Annotated in this window: 21 protein-coding genes; 7 read left to right on the top strand and 14 right to left on the bottom strand. The window is 59.6% G+C overall.

The window, feature by feature from the left end:
- Window positions 1-5 precede the first annotated feature (5 nt).
- The 7 genes from GGD53_RS03275 to GGD53_RS03305 form a co-directional block, all read right to left on the bottom strand.
- A complete protein-coding gene (locus GGD53_RS03275; protein ID WP_184453556.1) occupies window positions 6-1,781 on the bottom strand; it encodes a Na(+)/H(+) antiporter subunit D in 1,776 nt (591 codons plus the stop codon).
- Complete coding sequence (locus GGD53_RS03280) at window positions 1,774-2,028, bottom strand: hypothetical protein (protein ID WP_184453558.1); 255 nt, start codon at window positions 2,026-2,028, stop codon at window positions 1,774-1,776. Before GGD53_RS03280 ends, GGD53_RS03275 begins: the two co-directional genes overlap by 8 nt.
- A complete protein-coding gene (locus GGD53_RS03285) occupies window positions 2,025-3,491 on the bottom strand; it encodes a monovalent cation/H+ antiporter subunit D family protein (RefSeq protein WP_184453560.1) in 1,467 nt (488 codons plus the stop codon). The genes GGD53_RS03280 and GGD53_RS03285 overlap by 4 nt, the downstream gene beginning before the upstream one ends.
- 5 nt (window positions 3,492-3,496) lie before the next feature.
- Entirely contained in the window at window positions 3,497-3,799 is a 303-nt protein-coding gene (nuoK, locus tag GGD53_RS03290) for an NADH-quinone oxidoreductase subunit NuoK (RefSeq protein ID WP_064811214.1), read from the bottom strand.
- Window positions 3,799-4,299 (bottom strand): NADH-quinone oxidoreductase subunit J family protein, encoded by a 501-nt coding sequence (locus GGD53_RS03295; RefSeq protein ID WP_184453562.1) that lies wholly within the window; start codon window positions 4,297-4,299, stop codon window positions 3,799-3,801. The genes nuoK and GGD53_RS03295 overlap by 1 nt, the downstream gene beginning before the upstream one ends.
- A gap of 426 nt (window positions 4,300-4,725) precedes the next feature.
- Window positions 4,726-5,220 (bottom strand): DUF305 domain-containing protein, encoded by a 495-nt coding sequence (locus tag GGD53_RS03300; protein ID WP_184453564.1) that lies wholly within the window; start codon window positions 5,218-5,220, stop codon window positions 4,726-4,728.
- A gap of 249 nt (window positions 5,221-5,469) precedes the next feature.
- Window positions 5,470-7,788: a membrane-bound PQQ-dependent dehydrogenase, glucose/quinate/shikimate family gene (locus GGD53_RS03305; protein ID WP_184453565.1), complete on the bottom strand. Its 2,319-nt coding sequence runs from the start codon at window positions 7,786-7,788 to the stop codon at window positions 5,470-5,472.
- 178 nt (window positions 7,789-7,966) lie between these two features.
- Between GGD53_RS03305 and GGD53_RS03310 the strand changes: the two genes are divergently transcribed.
- Complete coding sequence (locus GGD53_RS03310; RefSeq protein ID WP_246717697.1) at window positions 7,967-9,151, top strand: acyltransferase family protein; 1,185 nt, start codon at window positions 7,967-7,969, stop codon at window positions 9,149-9,151.
- An 82-nt stretch (window positions 9,152-9,233) separates the two neighbouring features.
- Here GGD53_RS03310 and GGD53_RS03315 read toward each other — a convergent pair whose 3' ends face one another.
- Window positions 9,234-10,256, bottom strand: a complete 1,023-nt coding sequence (locus GGD53_RS03315; protein WP_184453567.1) for a glycosyltransferase family 2 protein — start codon at window positions 10,254-10,256, stop codon at window positions 9,234-9,236.
- 190 nt (window positions 10,257-10,446) lie between these two features.
- Window positions 10,447-11,358 carry a glycosyltransferase family 8 protein gene (locus tag GGD53_RS03320; RefSeq protein WP_184453569.1) on the bottom strand — a complete coding sequence of 304 codons (912 nt, stop codon included), beginning with the start codon at window positions 11,356-11,358 and terminating at the stop codon, window positions 10,447-10,449.
- A 308-nt stretch (window positions 11,359-11,666) separates the two neighbouring features.
- Between GGD53_RS03320 and GGD53_RS03325 the strand changes: the two genes are divergently transcribed.
- Complete coding sequence (locus GGD53_RS03325) at window positions 11,667-11,966, top strand: hypothetical protein (protein ID WP_184453571.1); 300 nt, start codon at window positions 11,667-11,669, stop codon at window positions 11,964-11,966.
- Window positions 11,967-12,154: 188 nt separating this feature from the next.
- On the opposite strand, the gene GGD53_RS03330 is transcribed toward GGD53_RS03325, so the two are convergent.
- The 5 genes from GGD53_RS03330 to GGD53_RS03350 all read right to left on the bottom strand — a co-directional run bounded on the left by GGD53_RS03330 (window position 12,155) and on the right by GGD53_RS03350 (window position 18,633).
- Window positions 12,155-13,621: a hypothetical protein gene (locus GGD53_RS03330; RefSeq protein ID WP_184453573.1), complete on the bottom strand. Its 1,467-nt coding sequence runs from the start codon at window positions 13,619-13,621 to the stop codon at window positions 12,155-12,157.
- 59 nt (window positions 13,622-13,680) lie between these two features.
- A complete protein-coding gene (locus GGD53_RS03335) occupies window positions 13,681-15,060 on the bottom strand; it encodes a polysaccharide biosynthesis/export family protein (protein WP_184454297.1) in 1,380 nt (459 codons plus the stop codon).
- A gap of 4 nt (window positions 15,061-15,064) precedes the next feature.
- Window positions 15,065-16,081 (bottom strand): glycosyltransferase family 2 protein, encoded by a 1,017-nt coding sequence (locus GGD53_RS03340; protein ID WP_184453575.1) that lies wholly within the window; start codon window positions 16,079-16,081, stop codon window positions 15,065-15,067.
- A complete protein-coding gene (locus GGD53_RS03345) occupies window positions 16,078-17,829 on the bottom strand; it encodes a polysaccharide biosynthesis tyrosine autokinase (RefSeq protein ID WP_184453578.1) in 1,752 nt (583 codons plus the stop codon). The genes GGD53_RS03340 and GGD53_RS03345 overlap by 4 nt, the downstream gene beginning before the upstream one ends.
- A 102-nt stretch (window positions 17,830-17,931) precedes the next feature.
- Entirely contained in the window at window positions 17,932-18,633 is a 702-nt protein-coding gene (locus tag GGD53_RS03350) for a sugar transferase (protein ID WP_184453580.1), read from the bottom strand.
- 471 nt (window positions 18,634-19,104) lie between these two features.
- Between GGD53_RS03350 and GGD53_RS03355 the strand changes: the two genes are divergently transcribed.
- The 5 genes from GGD53_RS03355 to GGD53_RS03375 all read left to right on the top strand — a co-directional run bounded on the left by GGD53_RS03355 (window position 19,105) and on the right by GGD53_RS03375 (window position 24,860).
- Window positions 19,105-19,839, top strand: a complete 735-nt coding sequence (locus tag GGD53_RS03355) for a Crp/Fnr family transcriptional regulator (protein ID WP_184453582.1) — start codon at window positions 19,105-19,107, stop codon at window positions 19,837-19,839.
- Window positions 19,836-21,185: a glycosyltransferase family 4 protein gene (locus GGD53_RS03360; protein ID WP_348647397.1), complete on the top strand. Its 1,350-nt coding sequence runs from the start codon at window positions 19,836-19,838 to the stop codon at window positions 21,183-21,185. Before GGD53_RS03355 ends, GGD53_RS03360 begins: the two co-directional genes overlap by 4 nt.
- Window positions 21,182-22,426, top strand: coding sequence for a glycosyltransferase family 4 protein (locus tag GGD53_RS03365; protein WP_184453586.1), 1,245 nt, complete (start codon window positions 21,182-21,184; stop codon window positions 22,424-22,426). Before GGD53_RS03360 ends, GGD53_RS03365 begins: the two co-directional genes overlap by 4 nt.
- Before the next feature lie 75 nt (window positions 22,427-22,501).
- Window positions 22,502-23,983: a lipopolysaccharide biosynthesis protein gene (locus GGD53_RS03370; protein WP_184453588.1), complete on the top strand. Its 1,482-nt coding sequence runs from the start codon at window positions 22,502-22,504 to the stop codon at window positions 23,981-23,983.
- A 49-nt stretch (window positions 23,984-24,032) separates the two neighbouring features.
- Entirely contained in the window at window positions 24,033-24,860 is an 828-nt protein-coding gene (locus tag GGD53_RS03375; protein ID WP_184453590.1) for a glycoside hydrolase family 16 protein, read from the top strand.

A 24,860-nucleotide genomic window follows, 5' to 3' on the forward strand; every position in this document is an offset into this window, starting at 1 on the left:
ACCCCCTACCGCCACGCCACGACGAAGACGGCGGTGGCTGCGATCAGGCCGACGATCATCGCCAGCACGTAATGGGTCACGACACCCGTCTGGAGCCGCCTGAGCCGCCCGCCGCCGTGCAGGATCGAGTGGGCAATGCCATTCACGACGGCATCCACGCCGGCAAGATCGAGCCGGAGTCCTGCCCGCGCCGCGCCGTGCAGCAAGGGCAGCGCCGCCGTCTCGGAAACATTGCTCACCGCCTGCTCATAGCGCGCCAGCGGCCTTTCGGCGAGCCACATGAAGGCCCGCGCACCCTTGCGATAAAACCAGTCGGTGTCGAGGCTGATCGTGTTCTCGGGATCGAGCGCCCAGAGGAACAGCACGAACCCCAGGGCGGTGAACATCAGCAGTCCGAGGCTCTCCATGACATGCTGGCCCGTATAGGGTTCGAAATCCACCGGATAGGGCAGAAGCGCATAAAGCGGTTGAGGGAACACCCCGATCGCAATGCAGAGCACCGCCGCCATGCCCATGGCAATCAGCATGTTGCGCGGCGGCTCCCGCGCCTCCAGTTTCCGGTCCGTCCCGAAGAACATGTAATAGGGAAGCTTGAGGCCAGTGTGCAGGAACGTCCCGGACGATGCCATGGTCAGCGCCAGCACGACCAGTGCGCGGTGATCCGCTCCTGCAGCCGCTATCACCATCGATTTGGTAACGAACCCCGAGAAGAACGGGAAGGCCGAGATCGCGAAGGCGCCGACCATGTAAAGCGCCACGGTCAGCGGCATGGTTTTGTAAAGCCCGCCGAGCTCGGTGAGCTTGCGTCGGCCGGTGACGTAGATGACTGCCCCGGCACCCATGAACAGCAGCGCCTTGTAGAGGATATGCGCGAAGGCGTGGCTGGCGGCTCCGTTCACTGCCATCTCGGTCCCGATGCCGATACCCGCGATCATATAGCCCACCTGGCTGACGATGTGATAGGCGAGAAGCCGCCGGCAATCGTTCTCCAGCACTGCGTAGATGACGCCGTAGAGCGCCATGATGGTGCCGAGCCAGACAAGGAGCTCGGTCCCTGGAAACGCCCGCGCCAGCACATAGACGGCGGTCTTGGTGGTAAACGCGCTCATGAACACCGCCCCGGTGACGGTCGCCTCCGGATAGGCATCGGTCAGCCAGGCATTGAGCGGCGGCACGGCCGCGTTGAGGATGAAGCCGGCGAGGATCAGGTAGTCGCCGACCCCCATTCCTCCGTTGGTGAGGGCCCCCACGATCGGGCCGAAAAGCAGTGAACCGGTGGCGAGCCCGTGGGAAATGATGCCGCCGAGCAGGACGACACCGCCGGTGATATGGACCATGAGGTAACGGAACCCGGCCCGGATCGCCGGCCCACCACGCTGCGCGAAGACCAGATAGGCGGAGGCGAATGCCATGCCCTCCCAGAACAGGTAAAGGCTCAGGTAGTCACCGGCAAACACCACGCCAAGCGCGCTGCCGACATAGACGAATGCGGCCACGTGCTGGCCGGCATCCGTCAGGTGCAGCGCGTAGACCATGCCGATCAACGCCATGATGGTGAAAACGGTGGCGAAGACGATGCTGAGCTTGTCCACCTTCGCGATCAGGATCTCCTGCCCGATGAATCGCGCTTCGCCATAGCTGCCCGGTTCCATGGCAAGTACGGCAAGGATTGCCAGCGCAGGGATCAGCAGCAGATAGGCCTTGCGGACCGACCCGCTGAGGAAAGGGATCGGCAGGGCGCCAAGAATAAAGAGCAGAGACGGATGGATGAAGTCAGTCATAATAGTCCTCGCGCCGCATCAGCCCGACCCGATGGCCGAGAAACTTGGAAACGAAGATCAGCAGGACACAGGAGACGAATCCGTAGACGGCGGACCAGCCCGGCAGACTGTCCCACAGATATTCGGCGTGTTCGCGAGAGACCAGAAAGTCGGCGACGACGATCAGGACGAGCAATAGGTAGAACAGTCGGCGGCGCGGTCTCGCATATTGCTCGGCACCAAAGAAGTCGACGACACGCTTGATCATCGGGTCACTCCATCTGCCAGGGTGAGAAAATAGCCCGGGAAAATGCCCATCAGCACCGACAGGATCGCCGTCGCGACCAGCGGAATCGTGACCAGCGGAATTTCACGGATCGTCGTCCGGCTCTCCTCCTGCTTCTCCACCTGGAAGAAGGCAGCATAGCTGATCGGCAGGAAATAGGCGGCGTTCAGAATCGAGCTCACAAGGAGCACGACCAGGAACGCGGTCTCGCCCGCCGCTACGGCGCCCTCCGCCAGATACCACTTGCTGACGAAGCCCGCGGTTGGCGGTATCCCGATCATACTGAGCGAGGCGACGAAGAATGCCCCCATCGTCCAGGGCAGCCTGCGGCCGATACCGGCCATGTCGCTGATGTTCCTTTTGCCGGACGCGCAATAGATCGAGCCGGCACAGAAAAAGAGCGTGATCTTGGAGAATGCGTGCGCCGCGATGTGGATGATCCCGCCGACCATCGCGACCGGCGATAACAGAACCGCGCCCAGCACGATGTAGGAGAGCTGGCTGATTGTCGAATAGGCGAGCCTGGCTTTCAGGTCGTCCCGCGTCAGGGCGTAAACCGACGCCATCAGGATCGTGAACGAAGCCAGATAGGCCGTGGCGATGCCGAGACCCAGCCCCGCCACTAGTCCGATGCCGAAGACATGGAACACCACCCGCAGCACGCAGAACACGCCCATCTTGACCACTGCCACTGCATGCAAAAGCGCGCTGACCGGTGTCGGCGCGACCATCGCGGCGGGCAGCCAGGCGTGCATCGGCATCACCGCGGCCTTGGCGAAGCCGAAAAGATAGCAGAAATAGACGACCGTCAGCAGCGCCGCCGACGCATCACTCCCCGCCAACAGCCCCCCCGCGACAAAATCGAGCGACCCCGCAATATGGTAGGTCAGCGCCAGTGCGGCGAGCAGCGCGCTTTTCGAGGCGCCCATCAGATAGACGAGGTACTTGCGGCTGCCCCTCCATCCCTCCTCGTCCTCGTGGTGGTACACGAGCGGATAGGTGACTAGACTCAGCACTTCGTAGAAGATCACCAGCGTAAACAGATTGGCGGCGAAGGCGCCTCCCGCGGCGGCCGCAAGACTGCTGGCGAAGCAGGCGAAGAACCGGGTCTGCGCATGCTCGTTCAAATGCCGCATGTAGCCGACGGAATAGATCGCCGCCACGATCCACAGCAGCGACGAGACGGTGGCAAACACCATGCCGAGCGCATCGACCCGGAAAGCAAAGTCGATCCCCGGCAGAATCTCGAACAGGCGCAATTCGACCGTCCCGCCCGCCAGCACCGTGGGCGCCATCGACATGACAATCGCGAACATGGCGATCGCGGCCAATGGCGAGACCAGATCGCGAAGTCTCTCGCGGTTATTCAAAAGGAGAACTGCAAGGGCCGCCAGACCGGCGACGGCGATGGCAAGCAACGGCCGGATCGATACAACCGGGTCCAAAGCCGCTATCCTTTCATCACCGTCACGTCGTCGATCTTGAGGGTGGATTTGTTCCTCACGAGGGCAACCAGGATGCCGAGGGCGACGGCAACTTCCGCCGCGGTGATTGCGATGACGAAGATCGCGAAGATCTGCCCGCGAAAATCGGCGTGGTAACGCCCGAAAGCGATGAAATTGATGTTGACCGAGTTGAGCAGCAGCTCCAGCGACATCAGTACGACGAGAATATTGCGCCTGAGCAGCACGCCCGCCGCTCCGATCACGAACAGGACCACTCCGAGCACAATATACCACCAGAGCGGAACCATCATCCCTGCTCCTTCCGCGCCAGCATGATGGCGCCGACCAAGGCCGCCAGCAGGATTACGGAGGCGGTTTCAAACGGCAGGAGATAGTCGGCGAAAAGTGCTGTGCCAAGCTGCCTGACGTCATCGCCGCCGCCCATGGCGACGGGCTCCACGACCGAAAAGCGGTCGCTCCAGAGCACCAGCACGAGCATCTCGACCCCGAGCAGGACGAGCAGTATCAGAGCCGGGAGGTTGCCGCCCGGCAAGAACCGCTGCAACACTGCTTCGCGCACATCGATCATCATGATCACGAACAGGAACAGGACCATGATCGCGCCGATATAGACGAAGATCTGGATGACCGCGAGCAACGGTGCCTCGAGCAAGACGAAGATCGCCGAGACCTGCAGGAAACACGCCATCAGCGCCAATGCGCTGTGAACCGGATTGCGCGCCAGGACCACCGTCAGGGCCGTGATCACGGCTACCGCAGCGAACAGAAGAAAGAACCCCTGATCCATCGACGCCGACCCTCCGACGCGAACTGCCACTCGGCGCGAGACGGCCGGATTCGAGACTGCGCCGCAACTTCAGATGCCTTCGCAAATTGTGCCCTAGTATCGGATTTTTCACAAGATTATTGTCATCGGGGGAGCAAGATCGAGTCGGTCCGGATGTGGCGAAGGTCGCTTGCCAAGCGCGCGCTTTCGATGGGGCCTGCAAGCAGGCGAAGCCGACGACGCGGGACAGAAAACAACAAATCCTGCTTCCCAAATCAACATTCCCCAAGCCCGCCAATAGGCGCATTGGTATAAGCTCGGGGCCGAGAAGGTAGAGCATGGACGGGCGAGAAATTCCTCTTGCAGGCCATCTTCGTCTCGCGGTTGAATGGTGGTCGATGAGGCTGGAGCGGCTGTCTCGATTGCCTTCTTGACATCCGTGGGCGCTTACCGCGCACCCTGATCCAGGCGCGTGCGGATCGCGTTCATCTGCTCGATCTCCGCACGCTGGCCGCGCGAGATGTTGGCGCAGAGCGCTACCAGTTCAGGATCGTTGAGGGCTGCTTCGCGGCACATGAGGATTGCACCTGAATGATGAGGCACCATCGAGGCGATGAATTGGCGGTTGCCTATGAGAGCCTGTGTGCGAGTGCCTGCAAAGGCCGCGACGAACAAGATCACCAGGCCGACATGGATGGCGGCGTTTAGCTTCCTGTTCCCGTACATGCCGCCCATGGTGGCGAGCATGATGATGCCCATCGGGGCCACCATCGTCAGCGCCATGTAGAGCATGTTGAGGTTGTGCCGGAAATCGCTCCAGCCGTCGATCATCGAGAACATCACGAAGTACATGACGATGAGGCTGAGGATCATGTTGACAGCGAACATGGAATAGGGATGCCTGCTCATCCCCTCATGTCGGGAATTGTGGTGGTCGCGCATCGCTGGCTTCTCCTTCCGGCCTTCGAACGGAGTTGGAAGGCGGTTAGAGCAATTCCAGGAAAAGTGCGAATCCGTTTTCCTAGGCAAAGCGCGAAGCGCCTTTGCCGGGAATTGCGTAATTCCAAAGGTAGATGTTTCCGAGGCAACAACTCGGAGGCATATCGCCTTAACCTTGCATAGGCGGGTTGGTTCCCCGGTCGCCAGTAAGACACGATCAGGCGTGCCAGGTGGCTTCGTGTGATCGGCTGACTAATCCCCGTCTTTGAGAGAGAAGGCGAGTACATAGTCGCTGATGTCAGTCGAATTTGCTGCTCCGCCAACCGAGACCAGAACATATTGTTTGCCTGTCTTCGGTGAGATGTAGGTCATCGGCGTCGCACTCGAGCCGACCGGCAGAGGATATTTCCAAAGCTCGTTGCCGTTCTCGGCGTCATAGGCGCGGATGTAATAGTCCTGGAAGCCGGCAAAGAAGACGACGCCGCCGGCAGTCGTAGATGTGCCAGCATAGGTCGGCAGGCCCATCGACATGGGTAAATTCATCTTGATCTTGAACGGTCCGAGCTGTTCAGCAGTCCCGGCCGGCACCTGCCATGCGATTTGGCGTGTGTTCAGATCCACGGCTGTCAGCGTGCCCCATGGTGGTTGCGTGCAGGGAATGCGCAGTCTCGACGTCCATTTCTCGGTCGTCATACCATAAGGTGTGCCGCGCTGTGGGGCGGAGGGGCCGTGCGCGGTCGTGACGAGGGCGAAATCGACGTAATCGGCCCGCGGAACGAGGGCGAAGATGCTGGGGACTCGAATGTCGTTCATGAAGGCGCGGTTGTTGGGCAGGTCGACCGAGACGCTTCCCCAGTTGAGACCGCCCAGATTTCCCGGCTGCTGAAGTGCGGGATGCGTGCCGATCGGGGTGAAATCGCCGTCGTAGCGCATCTTGCGAAAGGCGATGCGGCAGGCCAGCTGATCGAACATAGTCAGGCCCCAGGCCCGCTGCTCCGTGACACGTTCCGCACCGATCGTCGGCATGCCGACGGAATAAGGCTGTGTCGGTGACAGTTTCTCCTCCGGCGCGCCGCCCGTTTGCGGCACCGGCTTTTCCTGAACTTCGGCGAGGGGAAGGCCGGTCTGGCGATTGAGCAGGAAAAGCTGCCCACGTTTGGTGGTCTGCAAGATGGCCGGCACGGTGGCGCCATTGCCATCGGGCAGGTCGATCAACAGCGGTTGGGCCGGCAGATCATAGTCCCAGATATCGTGATGCACGGTCTGGAACTTCCATCTCTCCCGGCCCGTCGTCACATCGAGCGCCACCAATGTCGCGTTGTACTGATCGGCGAAAGCTTGGCGATTGGCGCCGTAATAATCCGGCGTGGTATTGCCGAGCGGGGCATAGATGAGGCCGAGCTTGTCGTCGAAGGCGGCTGTCGTCCACATATTGGGCGTGGCGCGCGTATAGGTCTCGCCTGCCGGCGGAAGCTTGGTGATCGCAGGATTGCCGAGATCCCAGGCCCATTCGAGCTCGCCGGTGACCACATTGAATGCGCGGATGACGCCTGACGGCTCGCCGACCTCCTGATTGTCGGTGACCCAGCCTCCGATGACAATCAGGTTGCGGGCAATCAGCGGAGCCGATGTCTGGAAATAGTAGCCGGTCTTGATTTCACCCATGCCCTGAGAGAGCTGCACGGTGCCGTTGTCGCCGAAGTCCGTGCATGGCGCGCCGGTCCTGCTGTCGATCTCGATGAGGCGGGCATCGATCGTCGTCTGTATCAGGCGCTCGCTGCAGAGGCCATCGGGCGATCGTCTCTCCTCCGGCATCCTGTAATAGCCGAGGCCGCGGCAACGCTGCCAATAAGGCGCCGACGCCTTCGGATCGAAGGTCCAGCGGGGTTTTCCGGTATCGGCATCAAGGGCTGCGATTACATCCGTCGGTGTGCAGGTGTAGACCGTATCGCCGATCTGCAAAGGCGTGTTCTGGTCGACGCCGTCGCCTCTTCCGGTGCGATATGTCCAGGCAAGGTCAAGCTTGGCAATGTTGCCGCGATTGATCTGGTCGAATGGGGAATAGCGATCTCCTGCCGTGCTGCGGCCGTAGGATGTCCAATCGGAGGGGGAGTTGTCGCCTCTGACCGTCTTGTAGGCAGGAATATCGCCGGAGGGGCGGATCACCTCATGTGGCGTGAAAGCAAGGGCAAAGCCCGCGGCAAACAGAATGGCGGCAAGCAGGGCGCCGCCGTGGAAGAGCTTTCGGTCGACGGTCGGCAAGCGCGCTGGTGCAAAGAGCAACGCAAATCCCGCAAGTGCGATGGGGGACATCAAGCGTGCGAAGAGTGCCCAAAAATTGGTGCCCGATTCCCATAACGCCCAGGGAAGAGTGAAAACGGCGACAAGCAGGACAATGAATGCGCCGAGAGGCTTCCGGCGCCACAGCAGAACCGCCGCAACGAAGTAGGCAAGTCCTGTGATTGCGTAATAGGGCGAGCCGCCGAGGCTGAGCAGCAAGGCGCCGCCTCCCATCAGGCCCAATCCGATAAAGGCGAGAACGATACAGAACAGAGCGGCCAGTAATTTCATCGTCTCCTCATCCAATTCGCTGCGCGATAGCCCGCATTCGTCTCCGACCATCGAACGGCGCCTCCGGCAGCACAGGGCGTTGGACCGATCGTTAGGTGTTCGTCCCGAAGACAGGCAGTCCCCTCAAAATTTCATGATGTAGCTGTGGTCACTGACACGTGTCCCCGAGCCGGCGAAGATGCTTGCGATTGCGTCAAAACTTCTGAAAGGGGCACAGATGGTTCTCGGCGAAAAACTTGATCTGGCGAAGGGGCGGCCGACAGGATTCGATTATATGCGATTGCTGCTGGCCTTTTCGGTGCTTTGGATCCATACGGCGCGCGTCACCTATGGCGATGATCTGTTTTTGTGGGAGACGGCCCTGCGTCCATTTCTCAAGTCGGTGCTGCCTATGTTCTTTGCCCTGAGCGGGTTCCTGGTTGCCGGCAGTCTCGCGCGGTCGAAGACGTTGATCTCCTTTCTTGGCAATCGATTTATCCGGATTTATCCCGCTCTTGCAGTGGAAGTGTTGCTGGCTGCTTTTATACTGGGAGCGATCTATACCGAGTATGACCTCAGTAACTACTTCACCGACCCTCAATTTTTTACATATCTCCTCAACGTCACCGGGCACATTCACTTCAATCTTCCGGGGGTGTTCCTGAACAATCCCGACGCCGCGATGGTGAACGGGCAGCTCTGGACCGTGCCCTTCGAACTTGAATGCTACGTCGCGATCGCCGTGCTTTTCCTGCTCGGCGTGGTCAGGCGGCGCGTGCTCGCGCTCGTTGCAACGACAGTATTGATCGTGGGTTTTGGGCTTGCGAGATATTGGAAGCATGAAAGCAATTGGGCGTCCATGCCAACGACCGCTTCGGGGAATCTGCTGATCGGCGCCTTCCTCGTGGGCGTGACCATTTATCTCTACAAGGACAAGATTCTGTGGGATGTCCGCATTTTCATCGCCTCCGTTGCCGTCGTATTGTGGGCTTACTGGTTCACCTCTTTTGGGGACTTCGTTGCCATTCCGGCTATCGGATATGTAACGGTCTTTCTCGGCCTCACTTCGCCCCGCAAGCTCGGAGTGCTTCAGGGGGCCGACTACTCCTACGGCGTATTCCTCTATGGCTATCCCATCCAGCAGGCCTTCGTCGCGCTCGGGCCCTGGGCGCATAACTGGTGGCTGAATGGGATCGTCTGCAGCCTCGTTGTCACTTGTTTTGCCGCCTTCTCATGGCGATTCATCGAAAAGCCGGCGTTGGAATTCAGGAAGCAGGTGAACTGGCTCGAGAACCTCTACCTGCAGCGCGGCACAAGACGGGAATTGGCCGGCGCGGTTTCGAAACAGGCTTCTCGGCGACCCATCCGGGACTTTGGTCATTGAGCGAAGATGCCCGGCTCAGCAAAGAGATCACCGGGGTTTGCGGTCGCTGCGCCAAACCCGCTGCACATATTGCTAGAGCTGTCTAGATTCCGTCCCCGGAGATATTTTTCCACTTTTTCCAGCCTTCGCCCTGAATGAGCCCGTGATCGGACAAGTCCTTCCAGCTCGTGTAAGTGCCCGTATCGTCATGGACGAAGTCGCCCATGTCCTTGTCGGAGGAGTAAACGGTGTATTCTTCCGTGTGCTGAGAACGGTGGGCGGCATCGGCAACCTTGTGTACGAAGGTCGATAGGAATTTGAAATGGAGAAGGGCGCCGGATACGCCGAGCGCGCCGCGCATGTCGCCGAGATTCAGGGAAAGCGGCCAGACCTGGTGCGACGATTTGAGAAACAGCCGTTCACCTGTCACATAGACGAGAGGGATCTTGTTGAGTGCCGGCCCGTCCCAGAGCCGATCACGAAAATAGATGCGTCCTCGAACGCCGCCTTTGATCCATATCGTCGCGTTGCGTTCGTCGAAATGAGCGACATAGCCGGATCGGTCGAAAAGATTGCAGACCTCGAGAGGATTGCGGCCGGGTTCACAGATGTTTTCGAGAACGGGACGCGGGCTGTACATGTCGATCATGACCGAGCGGAGGGAATGACCGCCGGTGGATTCGATATAGGCGGTCAGCTGATCGATCGGGCAGGTGTCGCAATGGGGATAGACCAAGAACTCGTCTGCATCGACATAAAGGACCCATTTCTCCCGGCAGTACCGGTTGATGACCTCGTTGATCCAGTCGTTTCCGAACCTCGCCGCCTTGTAGGAGCCATAAGCCGATAGGAGCGAGACATCGTCGAAGCCGGATAGCAATTCGGCCGTTCCGTCCGTCGAGCCGTTGTCGATGCAGATAAAATGTTCGAAGCCGAGATCACGATAATATTGCAGGAAGAATGCCAGCCGGTGGCCTTCGTCACGGATGACGCAGATGACGACGTGGCGGGCCTGCCTGAGCCCGCTGCGCAGCAGGTCGTAACGAAGCTGCCGAGCCTTGAGCGACCGGCGCAGGCGGGCTTTTGCGTAATGCGAAATACTGGCGACGGAAGCGCGATAACTCATATTTCATCCTGAACATTATCCATTCCTGGAATGGATAGGCTTGCTGCGTAAAGCCCGACGGACGGAGCGCAGAGCAATTTCCGCTGGCGGTCACGGGCTGCGCGAAAGAGGACGATATAGTCTTTCGGGCTGATCAGGCTGAGTTCCATAGCGCTGATCTTCATTCTCGGGTGGGAACAATATGCGGCCATCATACGGCGTAATCGCCAACCAGCAGGCTCTGGACCCGCGGGTGGGGGCCGTTCCTCTCGATCGCGTGTTCGATACGTGCCCGCATCGACCGATATTTATAGAGTATCTTCCGATCGAGGCCTATTCCGCGATAGAGCGCGTTGTAAATCGGATGGGCTTTGCGCAGATCGACATAGACTTGGCTTTCCCGATCAGTCCATGGAAAAAAGGTTCCATGCCATGGCTTCGGATGCGCCATATAGTGGACGATCGCCAGTGACGACATGTTCACCAGATGCAGAAACTGCTTGGGAAAGTTCCAGCGGTTGGACACAAGAATGAGCGACGAACCGCAGACATAATTCAATGCACCCTGGTCGTGTTTGCCCTCGCAAGCCTCCGGATTTTTGACAAAAAGCGCAAGCGCCTCCTGTCCGATCCAGCCGTTGCGATTGAATTTCAGGACCCCCGCATTGAAGTAGTGGTTATCCTTTCCAGTGTTGAGGAAGTCCTGAATTGCCGTGTAATCGCGGGCCGCGAAAAACCGGCCCTCGGGCACGGTGGCGTTTTCGAGTTTGCCGAGATCGCTGACGATCTGGGTATCGCCATCGAGATAGATGATCTGGCTGTAATGCGCGGGCAGGATCTCGCAAAGGACCAGTTTGGCCATCGTGCTGACGCTGATGCGCCCCTGAAAATGCGAACTGTCGAGCTTGCCGAGCGAGTCCTGCAGTGCGTCGGTCGCATCTGCCAATTCGACCCCGCTCGCGGCGAGCAGGGCTTTCAACTCGCTGAAATTATCCAGACGTTCAGACATAAGTACGCAAACGTCGGTTGCGGAGCTTGCGAATTTGCGAGCCTGGAGCGCGGAAAGAATAGTTGGAAATGAATATTCGACATCCGTGACGTAGACAACGCACTGATTGTTCATGTCATCATCCTTCCGGTTGTCTTCAATGCGAGTGAATGGCTGCTCTCTTCAGGGGTGAGGGAACAGTTGTTGATCGATCCGGCAGGCCTGTCGTATGACAGTCCGGTTCGGTATATATTGCGGATCGCCGGACCGCTCGTTTGTTGAAACGGCATCCGGCCGCCGACGGTTTTTGTGTGTTCCATTGTTGAGACGCTCATCATGAAGAATGCCGTGCCTGTCACAGGGCTGTGTTTCGACATCTTGAACTGCGGCAGGACGACTGATGCCGGGACTCTGATCGAAATGCAGAGGGAGGGAAGATCGTCATGCTGATCACCACCTTGGTGGCGGCCGTGATTTCGATAGCTGCCGGCGCTTCGATCCGCGCCTGGGCCTTCGCGATTTTCGCAATCCTTGTGGCAATCGGCTTCGGCAGCGTGGCTTTCGCCGACGGGTCCTCGCTGATTGGGGCGATCGTTTCCGGTATCGCTTTCCTCGTGCTCATGGAAATCGGCTACCTGGCAGGCGTCTTCCTGTCGGGTTTCGCGCGGCGCAGCGCCAGGCTGCGACAAAACAATTCCGCCGCTGATAGCGTCGCAGCCACCAGCGAGCGCCAGCAGAGCTGAGGCCGAAACAGAATCGGCAGCCCGTGCTTCCCGGGAGGGGGGTGCGGAACCGCATCCCTCCGAGCCGTTAACACCAGCATTTCCTGACATATGCGGCGCGGGTGATTGGCTGCGAATCCGCCCGGGCAGGCGCATGGCCGCAACGGCGTGCCGTCCTCGACCCTGAACGAAATTTGCGGCTGACGTCATCACGTTGCAAACACCGGCGCTCTCCTGAGAGATGCCGATGCCTCCGGCAGATGCCGATTTGCGAGAGGTCGGGCCACCCGATGCCGCGACACATAGGGGGTGGCCAGGCAACCGGCAGCCAAACCCGCCGTGGTGCTGAACAGCAGGCCGAGATCGGTGCCGCTTCCTGAAATCGCCGCAGAGGCGATCTGCGAGATCGACGCCAGAATGGCGGCGTTTCCGATGGCATGCGTCTCCCGATCGCCGGAGACGTGCCGGCCGGAGGCTCTGACAAGGCTGTACAGGAACGCGACGAAGAGAAGCGTGCCGGTCAATCCGACGTTGGACAACAATGCGGCGATGAAACTCGACGCTCGAACCGTTCCGAGGCCGGCGCCGAAGGTTGCGGTATCGACGAATGCGATCAATGCCAGCGTGTTCCAGGCGGTGCGCTCTTCGCCGGATTGTGATTGGAGTTTGTCCGACACGGTGGTGTTGACGAGGCTGGTGATGGAATTCCACGCATCAGGGACAAGGCTGAGAGCGACGATGGCGCAAGGGATCAGGAAGAGAGTTATCGCCAGGAAAGTCACGTGCGAGGTCTTGGCCGATCCTGCGATCATACGTTTGCAGCAGAACAGCACGAGCATGCAGACAACGAAAAGCCCGGCGATATAAGCGGTTGTCGATGTGCAGAGCAGGATCGTCGGGCCGATGAGAAGCGTTGCCATACCGGCCATACGGCTTCGAACACGCTCCAGCCAGAGCAGAAGCGTGAACGAAAAATAAGCCAGTGCGACCGTCCCGTATATGCTTGCTTCGGGAAAGGTGCCGACGATGCGTTTGAAGCCGCTGATCGTCTCGGCCGTATGCATGGTATAATTCGCGTTTCTGATGACATCGAGCAGGTAGGACTGGCCGGTCAGGAACGTTCCGATATCAAGCAAGGCCAGCGCAAAACACGCGATTGATGCGACGATCAACTGATGTGCGATGAAACGCTGATATCCGAGCCTTGCAAGTCCCGAGACCACGGCAAAGCAGGCGAGGTCGCCAAGCAGATAGACAGATTGGCTAAGATTGGATGAGCCTGGCGCCAGGGGCGCGGCGACAGTCGACATCATGCCCGTCGCATCCCTCGCAGAGGAGTAGACGAGGGTCGCGCCTGCAAAAATGCGCGGCAGGAAAAATGACGACACGACGGAAAACAGGATATAGGCGGCAAACCAGAAGCCGGGACCCGGATAAGCGATGCTCGCCAGCGCCGCTTGCGTCTGGACTGGACGCAACAAGGTGGCGGCGACGATAAACAAGAGCAGAAGATGGCTTGGCTGAATACTGCTGCCGCCGAGCGCAGGCAATTGCAGAGCCGCCGCGGCTCCCAGCAGCGTCAACAGGCAGAGGGTCGTCACCGCAAGACGAGCGCCGTTGACCATGGCGAGCAGGCCAAGCAGGAGAACGATGAAACCGAGCGGCTCTATCGACATGCATCTAATCCTGGGCGAGGCGAAAGCCGCCAGCTGTCTTCGCTGATCATCATCGCCTCCTAATTCGATCCCGTCTGGGACATCCAGCCGCGGCCGGCTCGATTATCCCCGGCCACATCAGACGAGGGGAGTGTCGAGCTCTGCGTCTGGGGTGCGGGCTGCAGCGGCGACGCCGGCGCCTGAAGGTTGGTGTCCAAACCGACCTCGACGAGATCGTGCGGCAGCAATGCGGTTTGCTCGTCGGCCACGATGTTGCTGGAGGTTCCGTCGTTATTGCGGCGCACGATCCTGTAGTTCTTCTGCGTTCTGCCAATTCCCGGCGCGTCCGTGTTCATCTGAGCAAGCTGAGCGTCGTAGCCGGCCTGTTCGCCCAGAAGCTGGGCCACCTGTATATCGATGGCTGCCCTGCCGATCGCCAGATTGACCTGGTTGAGCAGTTCCTGATTTTCGCTATTCTGCCTGTTGACGATATTGATCTTGGAACGGTCGGCCTCACTGAGGCCTTGGCGAGCCGTGGTCAGGGCAACTTCGAGATCGATCAGGGTACCTTGCGCATCGGCAACCCAGCGGTCGACAGAAACCTGGCGGGAATTGCTGACCAACCCCTTGCTCACCAGACTGTTGACGTTGTCCAGTTCCTTCTGGGCAAGGTCAATCTGCCGCTTTTGCGAGCTGATCTTGGCCTCGAGCGACTCGACCTGCTGGCCATAGAGGCGGGCGAGGTCATTCGCCGCTTCGATCTGACTGTCGATATCGACACGGCGCAGCCGCATCAGGTTCAATTCCTGCGCCTTCAGCTTGTCCATATCAGGCGTTTCCACGAGTTCGGCAGGAACCTCAAAACTCTGCTCGCCCGCGATTTCCGCCCGCAGCCGCGCCTGGCGCATCAAGAGGTCACGCCGGTTGAGGACGGCGGTTCGATAGGCCCCGGCTGCCTGAATCCGGTCGCGCTCGAAGTAAGTATTGTCCTCGCGTTCCCGCAGAAAGCCGCCAGCGATGCTGACGGCCTTCATGACCGTCATCCGCGGTTCAAAAGGGTAGCGTCCCGGAGTTTGAACGGTGCCGGTCACAAAAATCGGCGCATGCTCGGCAACCTCCAGGGCGATGTATGGCTTGCCAGGAAGTTCCGCCTTTTCGGCGAGCGCGCTGGCGATAGCATCGGCGAGTTCTTCGGATGTTTTTCCAGACGCCTGTACATGGCCGGCGATCGGTATCGACAGGTCGCCGGTATCGTCGATGGTGTAGACGCCATCGACAGCTTCCCAGCTGGCATAGCGGGAATCCGCTGAGCGCCATTCGACGACACGAAGTCTGACCTTGTCTTCCGCCACGAGGGTGAATGTTTGTGCATGGGCGACGCTCCAGCCGGTCAGGCAGCAGAAAACCAGCAAGGCGAGGGCCGCGGAGATAACGCGATCGAGCAAGAATGTGGACTGCATTGATCTATCTCCGTTTCGTTGCGATTGGCGGCGAGGGCGCGCGGGAGGGCGGATTGCCGAATTCGAGAATGCGGGACGGTGCCGCGCGGCTGGCAAGGAGATCGATGAGCGCCAGCCAATTGCCGTGCAAACGTCCCCATCGGTCGACCAGCCGATCGTTGAACACTATGCCCGATGCGTTCGCCAGAATGTTGCGGCCGATCTGCGCTATCGCCCGGCCTTTCGACATCGTGCCTTTGCGGATCAGGTAGACGGGATTGGCAACCTGCGAATAGCCGAGTCTCTGGCCGGGCTGTCGCCCGGATCTGACGCCGAGATGCACTCCGCGGGCGCCTTCAACGCGCACGGATCTGCCGTAGCGGGCGATGGACCTGCTGAAATCGACATCCTCGAGCCAGCCATAGAGCGGCAGTTGCTCGTCAAACGCCAGCGCGTGTTCGAGAACGGGGGCGAGGCGAACTGCCATATTGCACCCGTAGGCATTATAGACATCCGTCACCCGCTCGGACCCTTCGCCGGCAGTGTGAAGGACCTGCAGGGCCTTCGACATGTCGAGCCCCCCAATGAGGACGCCGTCGGCCAGGACCTCACCGGTGGCAATCGCGACGTCAGGATTGGCTGCCAAGACGGCTGCCATCCGCGCCAGGAAGGTTGCGGCCGGAATGAAATCGTCGTCCAGGAAGATCAGAATATCTGTGTCGGCGGCGGACGCCCGGATGATGCTGTTGCGCTGGGAGGTCAGGCCGCGGCTGCCGATAATGACTTCCACGTCGAGACGGTCGGCGAGCCCGGCCGCATCGTCGTTCGCCGGCACGCAGACGATCAATCGCTGCGGCTGGACCGGCAGGCCGACGAGATAATCGACCGTTTCCAGCAGGATCGAAGGACGTCCCGCCGAAGCAATTCCGACGGCAATCCGCAATGGCCGGCTCGCGCGCCGCGCCGTCGCTCCCGCGTCGCAAGACACAGGCGCCGAACTCAAGCCGTCCTGCCTGGTCGCTTTTGCCGAATGCGCGATCATGGCTGCATGCTCCTCGGAGCGTGATTGATGATCGCGCCGAGGATCTCCGCGCCGACGTTACGCATCGTCTCGATGACGCGCATGGCGTCGTCGATCGATGTGCGTCCGTGCGAGGCGACCACGAGAACACCGTCCAGCTCCGGCGCGATCGCGTTGGCATCCGGTGACTCGGAGAATGCGGAAATGTCGACGAATATGGTGTCGAACTCTTTTTTCAGCTCGGCAAAGCTCAATTGGGTGCGGCGGGAACTCAGGCGAATGGCCGGTGTTACCGCATCCACCTTGCCGAGTGGCAGGAACTTCAGCGTCGGGGTGAGCGGGAGGGCCGCCGTCTGGAAGAGGTCGCCGTTGTCGAGGACGTCGACGAGGCCGCTGGCACTATCGGGCGCGATCGCCTTGCTCAGTGATGATTTCTGCGCGGCCGCATCAATCAGAAGTGTCTTCGCTCCAGATACCGACGACAGCACGGCAAGTTCGCTTGCGATGGTTGATGCTCCGTTGCCGGGATTGACGGCGACCACTCCGATGACGATCCGGCGTTTGCGCCGAAGCCCGACAACCGTTGCGCTCAGCTCCGTCATGCCTGGAATAACCGGATAGGCGGCTGTACTGCTGCCCATGCCGGCGGGGAAACGAGCCGGGTCGCCGTTCCCAATCCTTTTCGATGTCGCCAGCACCGTGACGAAGGGCAGATCGCAGGTCTCTGCGATCTGATGCGGGCGGACGAGCCGGCGGTCGCTGGCGTGCCTTATCATCGCGAGTGCGAGACCTGCACCGAGGCCGACAGCCGCCGCAAAGGCGGCGATGAGCGTGCTGCGCGGTCTCGCCTTCGAAAGAGGCAGCGTGGCTTGCGAGACGATCGTGGCATCGGACATCGGATAGGTGATGCGCTGCTTTGCTTCGGTCAGCTGGTTCAAGGTGCTTTCATAGAGAGAGCGTCGGGCGTCCGTTGCGCTCTGCAACTCCGCAAGCTTGAACTGGTCGCGCGGATTGCTGGTGAAACTTGCCAGGGCGCTGGCGGCTTCCGCCAGCCCTCGCTGTTGCTCGGCTATGAATTTCGCCAGCCAGTCGCTGTATTGGCGGGCGGCGTTGGCCTTCATCGCGATATTCTTCTGGATATATTGTCCGGCGAGCGTGTCGGCGATGTCGACGGCCTTCTGGGGGGTCGATGCCGCAGCCGATATCTCGATGATCGTCGAGCTTCCGATCCGGCGGATGTCCATCATGTTCAGCAGTTTGGCGGTTGCCCAGTCGTGGAGCCGCTCCTCCTCCGTCTGCGCTTCGATCGTTCCCTTGCCCGCTGCGTCTTGCGATGGCGTATCCAGTTGTGAGGAAAGCCCCATCAGCCAATTCTTTGCTCTGCCCTGCAGCGAAGGCGTCTGATCGACAAACTCCGGATCATGGACGAGATCAAGCGCCGCTACCGTTCCGCCGACGACGTCGCTCGATCTGGCGATCTCCAGCTGTCCTTCGATGAACGCATCTTCGGCGAAAGCCCTCTGTGCTTCAGAGCCGCTCACCTGGGGGAAAATCACGAGCTGCGTGCTGGCGACGAAAGTCGGTTCGGCGGTCAGCAGATAGGTTCCGGCGATCGCCAGGAAAGCGATGGTCGTCGCGACGATCCAGTGCCAGCGCATTCTGAAAAAGAAGAGCATATCCCGCAGGGTCAGCGGCGAATTCCCGCCGCCTGTGGCTGCTGCAGGCAGGGATATGGGAGAGACACCGCTGAAGATCGTGCTGGAGGTCATGTCATAATCCGGAAAGGGGAATTCACCAGGTAAATGTCAGCTTGGAGGAGACGGGAGAGGCGCATCGCATCTCGGGCACGGTCGGCGGTCTCCCCTGAACGCTCAGTACGATCCGCGCTGGGAAAACAGCGCAGGAATGGTCTTGGCGATGATGACGAAGTCTCGGGCGAGCGACCAGTTGTTGAGATAGTGGACGTCGAGCGAAACCCGGTACTCGTAACTGACGTCATTGCGTCCGCTGGTTTGCCATTGACCGGTCAGCCCCGGACGGACCGCCATGTAGGCCCACATATGTTCACCGTAACGCGGCAGTTCCTCGGCTGTGACCGGCCGGGGCCCGACGAGGCTCATTTCGCCACGCACGATATTGATCAGCTGGGGAAGCTCGTCGATGCTCGAGCGCCTGAGGATGTCGCCGACAGCTGTAATCCTGGGATCGTTCTTCAACTTGCGCGTCGCTTCCCATTCGCTGCGGGCGGCCGGGTTGTTTTGCAGCAATTCCGCGAGCTGAGCGCTGGCATCGGGCTTCATCGTTCGAAATTTGAGACATCCGAACGGCGCTCCGCCGAAGCCAATGCGCATATGGGAATAGAAGACAGGGCCGCGGTCGGAGAGCTTCACGATGATCGCGACCATCAGCAGAAGCGGAGAGAGCAGGATCAGAGCGGTGATTGCGACAAGAAGATCTATCGCACGCTTCGACGACCTGGCGGCGGCGCGAGGCCGGGAATCGGGTGAATCGTCACCCTTAGTAGCCCGTCCGACGCGTGACCAAGCCTCAAAACTATGTGCTTCCCATGCCATCGCGGTCTCCAAAACATTGCCCGTCAACAACCGTTGAAAGCTTGCTGCGCCGCACCCAGATTGTCTGTTACCAAGGTCATAATCGTTAATTAATTCTTTATGCTAGGAAACCGCACACAGATTTCCGACTACAGATCTGTGTCATCAATTCTTTTAGTTGGCTCTATAATCTGCTGTTAATGATCATTTTTCGTGCTAATTCAACCAGTCGTGTTGATATCGTAATATCAATAATTGATCATTTTTAAATCAGTAAGTCTTTTTTATAAGCAACTTGTGATGATTTCATAGAAACTATTCGCGTATTTTAGAATTGTCTATTTTATGTGAGAAGTTATTCGCGTTTGTGTGAAGGTAGACTTAAATTTTAGTTGGGATCGTTCCGATGTTATTTGACTAATGTGTTAATCCAATATAATTGATGCAATGCAGCATAGGTGAGACACCATTCTAGTATTAGGAGTGAATTGCATGGACGGCATCATACATGCATCTGATCGCAGGCCCGGCATCAGCAAAGCCGCGATCTCGGCCAGCGGCATTCACCTGAACAGTCGCATTATCATCGAAGACGAATTCCTTTCCTGCCGCTCGAGCATACGGCGTTTCCGTCGTGGCGAGATCATTGCCGGGGCTGGCATCCTTGTCGACATGTTCGCTCGCGTGCATTCGGGCGTGGTCAGTGCAAGTACGATGTTGCCTGACGGCAGGGAATTCATCGTCGAGATCATTGCGAAATCAGGTCTGATCGGCGAGCTCGAGGTCTTGCGCCGGCAGACATTGAACCTCGAATACCGGGCCAGCTCCAATTGCGAGCTGCACTTCTTCGAGGGCCGGCTCCTGCGCGACATGTATGCCACCGATCCGTGCTTCCGCGAAAAAGTCTTCTCAAGGGCTTTGGCGCGTGTCTCGGAGCTTGAAAATAGAATAATCGCCAATGCGGCGTCGACCCTGCAGGCAAGACTGGCGAGCACGTTGCTGCGGCTCTCGGCTGTTTACGGAAAGGATTCCGCAAACAGCGGCAACGAACTGACTATCTCGCAAAATGATCTGGCCGCAACGCTGCCGGCGTCCCGCGAGAAGGTCAATCAATGCCTGCGGCGTCTGCGGGAATGCAAGATTATCGACGGGGGGCAGGGCAGGATCCGAATTCTGAACCGCAAGGCGCTCGAGGCCTGTGCGAATGGCGCGCTTTCGGTGAAGTGATGCGTCCGCCGTTTCCCGAAGCCCTGCGATCCGCCTCAAATGTCAGCCGCTTTCCCGGCCGGGGCAGGACGAGGATCGATCGCGTGGTCGTCATCGACGACTACTCGGTGGCCAGGGGCGGGGCGACGGGGCTGGCGGTGCTGTCGGCCAAGCTTTTTCGCAGCCTGGATATTCCAGTGACCTATATTTGCGGCGATGACGCCGCCAATCCGGAGCTTGCTGCGCTCGGCATCTCGATGGTCGGATTGAACAGCCGCGACCTGCTTAGCGCTGAGCGTGCGAAGGCTTTCGTGACCGGCATTCACAATGGTGCGGCTGCTCGCATGGTCGCGAACTGGGTTGCCGCGGACGATACGGCGAATACCGTCTATCACGTCCATGGCTGGCATCAGATCCTGTCTCCTGCGCTTTTCAAGGCATTGGCTCCGGTCGCGGGACGGTGCGTTGTTCACGCGCATGACTTCTTCACCGCCTGTCCCAACGGCGCCTTTTTCGATTACCAGACGCAAGAGATCTGCCTTCGGCGTCCGCTCGGTGCGGGCTGCATTGCGACGGCTTGCGACAAGAGAAGTTATCCGCACAAATTGTGGCGGCTCGCCCGCGGCTCGAATATCCTCCGGCTGCTGAGGGCTGAAGCCGATTTCGGCCGGATCATCCTGCTGCATGAGAAGATGGCTGGCTTTCTCGTCGGCGCCGGCTATCGGCCCGAACGGTTGACGACGATCCGCAATCCCGTCGCCCCCTTGTCGATAGAGCGCATCGAGGCGGAGGCGAACGATGAATTCGTCTTCATCGGTCGGCTGGACGAGGAAAAGGGCGTGGAGGACGCCGTGGCCGCCACACGCAGAGCCGGCGCCAGGCTCTGCGTGATCGGAGACGGACCGCTGATGCCGTTGGTCGCAGCGTCCGGCGATCACGTCAGGGCCGTCGGCTGGCAATCGCACGCGGAGATCGGCACCACCATCCGCAAGGCCCGCGCCCTGTTGATGCCCTCGCGTTATCCCGAGCCTTTCGGCCTCGTGGCGATCGAAGCGGCCAGAAGCGGTCTGCCGGTCATCATGTCACGCAGCGCCTTTCTTGCCGAGGAAATGGAACGAGCCGGCATGGCGTTTGCGTGCGACACGGCTGATGAAACCGCCTTTGCCGACACATTGACGCGATTCAGCCAAATGCCGAGGCACGAAATCCGCGCCATGAGCGAGCGGGCCTTCCTGATGTCGCCGGCTCTCGCCTCGACACATGAGCAATGGCGCGACGCGCTCCTTGCCGAATATTACAGCCTGCTTTCGACGAATGCGGTTCCCGAGCTCACAGACCGTGTGGCGACACAAGGAGTATTCCGTTGACCTTTAAAGCAACAACCTCTCTTTCCGACGCAAGGGCATTTCTCGGCGATGCGCCCGTGATGGCGAAAAGACGCACGGCCGAGGCGGAAAGCGTCAAGGAAACCAGGCAGCTGCGCGTCGCCATCGTGCATTACTGGCTCGTCTCGATGCGCGGCGGCGAGAAGGTCGTCGAAGAATTGTGCCGCATGTTTCCGCAGGCCGACATCTTCACGCTTGTCTGCAACCGGGATCGCATCAGCGATTTTCTCAAGACGCGCAACATCCGCACGTCCTTTCTGCAGAAGATTCCCGGCGCGCAGAGGCATTACACCAAGATGCTGCCGCTGATGCCCTTCGCGCTCGAGCAATTCGATCTGCAGGACTACGATCTCGTGCTGTCGAGCGAATCCGGGCCTGCCAAGGGCATCATTACCCGCGCCGACGCTCTCCATGTCTGCTACTGCCATTCGCCGATGCGCTACATCTGGGATCAGTTCCACGTCTACCGCCATGGCCTGCCCTGGGTTGGGCGTGCCCTGATGTCGGTCACCGCGCCGATGCTGCGCGCCTGGGATGTGACGACGTCGTCCCGCGTCGACGTGTTCGTTGCCAATTCCGACTATGTCGCAAACCGCATTCGCCGCTTCTACGATCGGGACTCCATCGTCATCCATCCCCCGGTTGCCACCGATGATTTTTCGGTCGGGAAGGGGAAGGGCGAATTCTATCTCTATGCCGGTCAGCTGACGGCCTACAAGCGGCCGGACATCGCCGTTCGCGCCTGTACCGAGGCCGGGCGTAAGCTCATCGTGATCGGAGAGGGAGAACAGTTGCCTTATCTGAAATCGATCGCCGGCACGACCGTCCAATTCCTCGGCCACCAGCCGTTTGATGTCCTGCGTGATCACCTCTCGCGATGCCGCGCCCTGCTGTTTCCGGGCACGGAGGATTTCGGCATCCTGCCGGTCGAAGCCATGGCATCAGGGCGGCCTGTCCTGGCTTTCGACGCCGGCGGCGCAAGGGAAACGGTATCTTCGCCGCAGGTCGGTTTTCGCTTTGCTGAGCAAACCACCGAAGCCCTGCTGGAAACCATGGCGGCGTTCGAAGAGGTGGAGGACGATATCGATCCGCAAGCCATCCGCGCGCATTCGCTGAAATTCTCCTCGGCAGTTTTCCGCAATCGGATGGCCGGGCTCATCGAGCAACAGCTCTCCACCCATGCCGACCGGTCCGTCGATGCCTTCAGTAGACGGCCGGTCTGAGGGCAAGACTGGAGCTGCCTGTCTTGCTGCCGCGATCGAAACCGTCTCAATCTGCCGACGAGGAATAGACAAATCATGTCAAGCCTATCTCAGAGGACGGCGACGGCGAGCATCTGGACGATCAGCGGAAAATTCCTCGCGCGACTGCTGGATTTCGTCAGTCTGCTTGTCCTGGCAAGATTGTTGAGTCCCGCGGATTTCGGATTGGTCGCCATTGCGACATCGGTTTTGGTCATCATCGAGGCGATCCTGGACCTGCCGTTGACGCAGGCTCTGATGCGTCAGCCGTCCCCTTCCGACGAGATGTTTGCGACGGCTTTCACGTTGAGCCTGTTGAGAGGGTTGGCCATCAGCCTGCTGATGATGATCATTTCCTGGCCGATGGTCGTGATCTACGACGATTCTCGACTTTTTGCGCTTGTCGCCGTGCTTTCGATCGCGCCTGCCATGCGGAGCATGATCAGTCCTCGCATGGTCCTTTTCATGCAGCATTTCGATTTCAAACGCGAGTTTGCGCTTGATCTCATCACCAAAGGATCGACGCTGCTGTTCGGGGCAGGGGTGGCCGTGGCGACGGGCAGCTATTGGGGGCTCGCGGTCGGGGCGGTCGCCGGCCCGACCGCGGCGATGATCACCTCCTATGTCTTTGCACCGATGCAGCCGAAGTTCAGCCTGTCGGAATGGAAGCGTTTCCAGGATATGATCAGCTGGAATACCGTATCGCAGGTGCTGAGCGCGATTAATTGGCAGCTCGACCGGCTGCTTTTGCCGCGTTTTGCCGGGTTATCGACGTTTGGCGCCTTCAGCGTCGCCGACAATATCGCCGGCATTCCCTATCAGACCTTTGTCGGCCCGTTGCTGCGCCCGCTGATGGCGGCGTTCTCCACTGTCGAAGATCGTCGCAACCTGGTTGCCGCCTATTTGAAGGCAACGAGTGCAATCACCTTCGTCGCGGCGCCCATTCTTATTGCGCTCGCCTTTCTGGCCGAGCCGACGGTGCGTATCCTCGTCGGCGAGAAATGGGCCTCCGCCGCACCAATTCTGCAATGGCTGTGCCTGGTGAGCCTGCTCGGTCTGCCGACGAACATAGTGCCGGCATTGGCGATGGTCATGGACAAAACCCGTTCCCTCGCCTTGCGGATGTTTGCCGAGTTCGCGGTCAGAGTCCCGGTCACCATCCTGGGTATTGCCTATTTCCAGGTGGCGGGTGCGCTCGGCGCGCGGGTTGTGGCGGTTCTCGTCGCTTATGCCGCGTCGCTTATCATCACTCGGCGGTTGATCGGGGCGAGTTTTGCCGCGCAGCTGAAATCCTTTTGCAGGCCTCTGGCCGCGAGCCTGCCGATGATCGCTTTCCTGCTCTGGATAGGCCCCAAGCTCGCCGTCATGCCTGCCGGCTTCGGCCTGATCGTCGGCCTGGCGCTTTGCGGCGCGGCGGCGGCGACGATCTTCTGGGGCTTCGCGCTGTTGCTATGGCAGATTCTGGGAAGGCCCGACGGCATCGAGACCATCGTCGTTCACCGGCTCATGCCGCGACGAAACAGAATTCTCATTTCATAAAAAGACCGTTGCAGTCCAATGATTGTTTTGGCGGTTTCGGAGGAGCGCAATGCGTTACGGCATATCTTCTAAGAGCTTGGGTCTGCTCGTTGTTCTCGGTCTGGGGGCGTTGCCCGGCCGGCCTAGCGTCGCCCAAGAACCGATCAACATGAATGCCTATCAGCTGACGTTCGAGGAGAATTTCGACAGCCTTGATGTCTCGGCATGGGGAGAGAGAAGTTCCCGTTGGATCGCTCATACGCCCTGGAACGGCGATTTCGGCGACGCCCGTTTCACGGATCCGGCGCCCGATTTTCCGTTTACGACCGATCAGGGAATCCTGAAGATCGAAGCGCGTAAGGGAGAGGATGGAACCTGGCGGTCGGGCCTGCTCTCGGCGGTCAACCCGAAGGGTGAGGGCTTCTCGCAGCAGTTCGGCTATTTCGAAGCGCGGATGAAGCTGCCGCCGGGCAAGGGTGTGTGGCCGGCCTTCTGGCTCATCGGGCTCGACCGGTCGAAATACACCGCTGAGATCGACGTGCTGGAATATTATGGACGCGCGCCCTACGAATTCTCCATGGGCTTTCATATCTGGCGCCAGGCCCAGGGCGGTGAGAATTCCAATGGCGGCTATTGGAAAACCGTCCAGGATGGAATTTTGAACAGCGAGTATCATACCTACGGTGTCGATATCCAGGCCGACAAGACGACCTTCTACCTGGATCGCCACTACCTGTGGAGCTTCGACACGCCGAAGGAGTTCCATATGCCATTCTATCCGCTGGTGAACCTGGCGCTCGGCTCGGGTTGGCCGATCGATGAAACGCCAAATCCTTCCATCCTGCTCGTCGACTATATCCATGTCTACAAGCGCAAGCCGGCCGACGCGGCGAATTGA

Source organism: Rhizobium aethiopicum (genome assembly GCF_014197535.1).
In the GTDB taxonomy this organism is placed as follows: Bacteria; Pseudomonadota; Alphaproteobacteria; order Rhizobiales; family Rhizobiaceae; genus Rhizobium; species Rhizobium aethiopicum_A.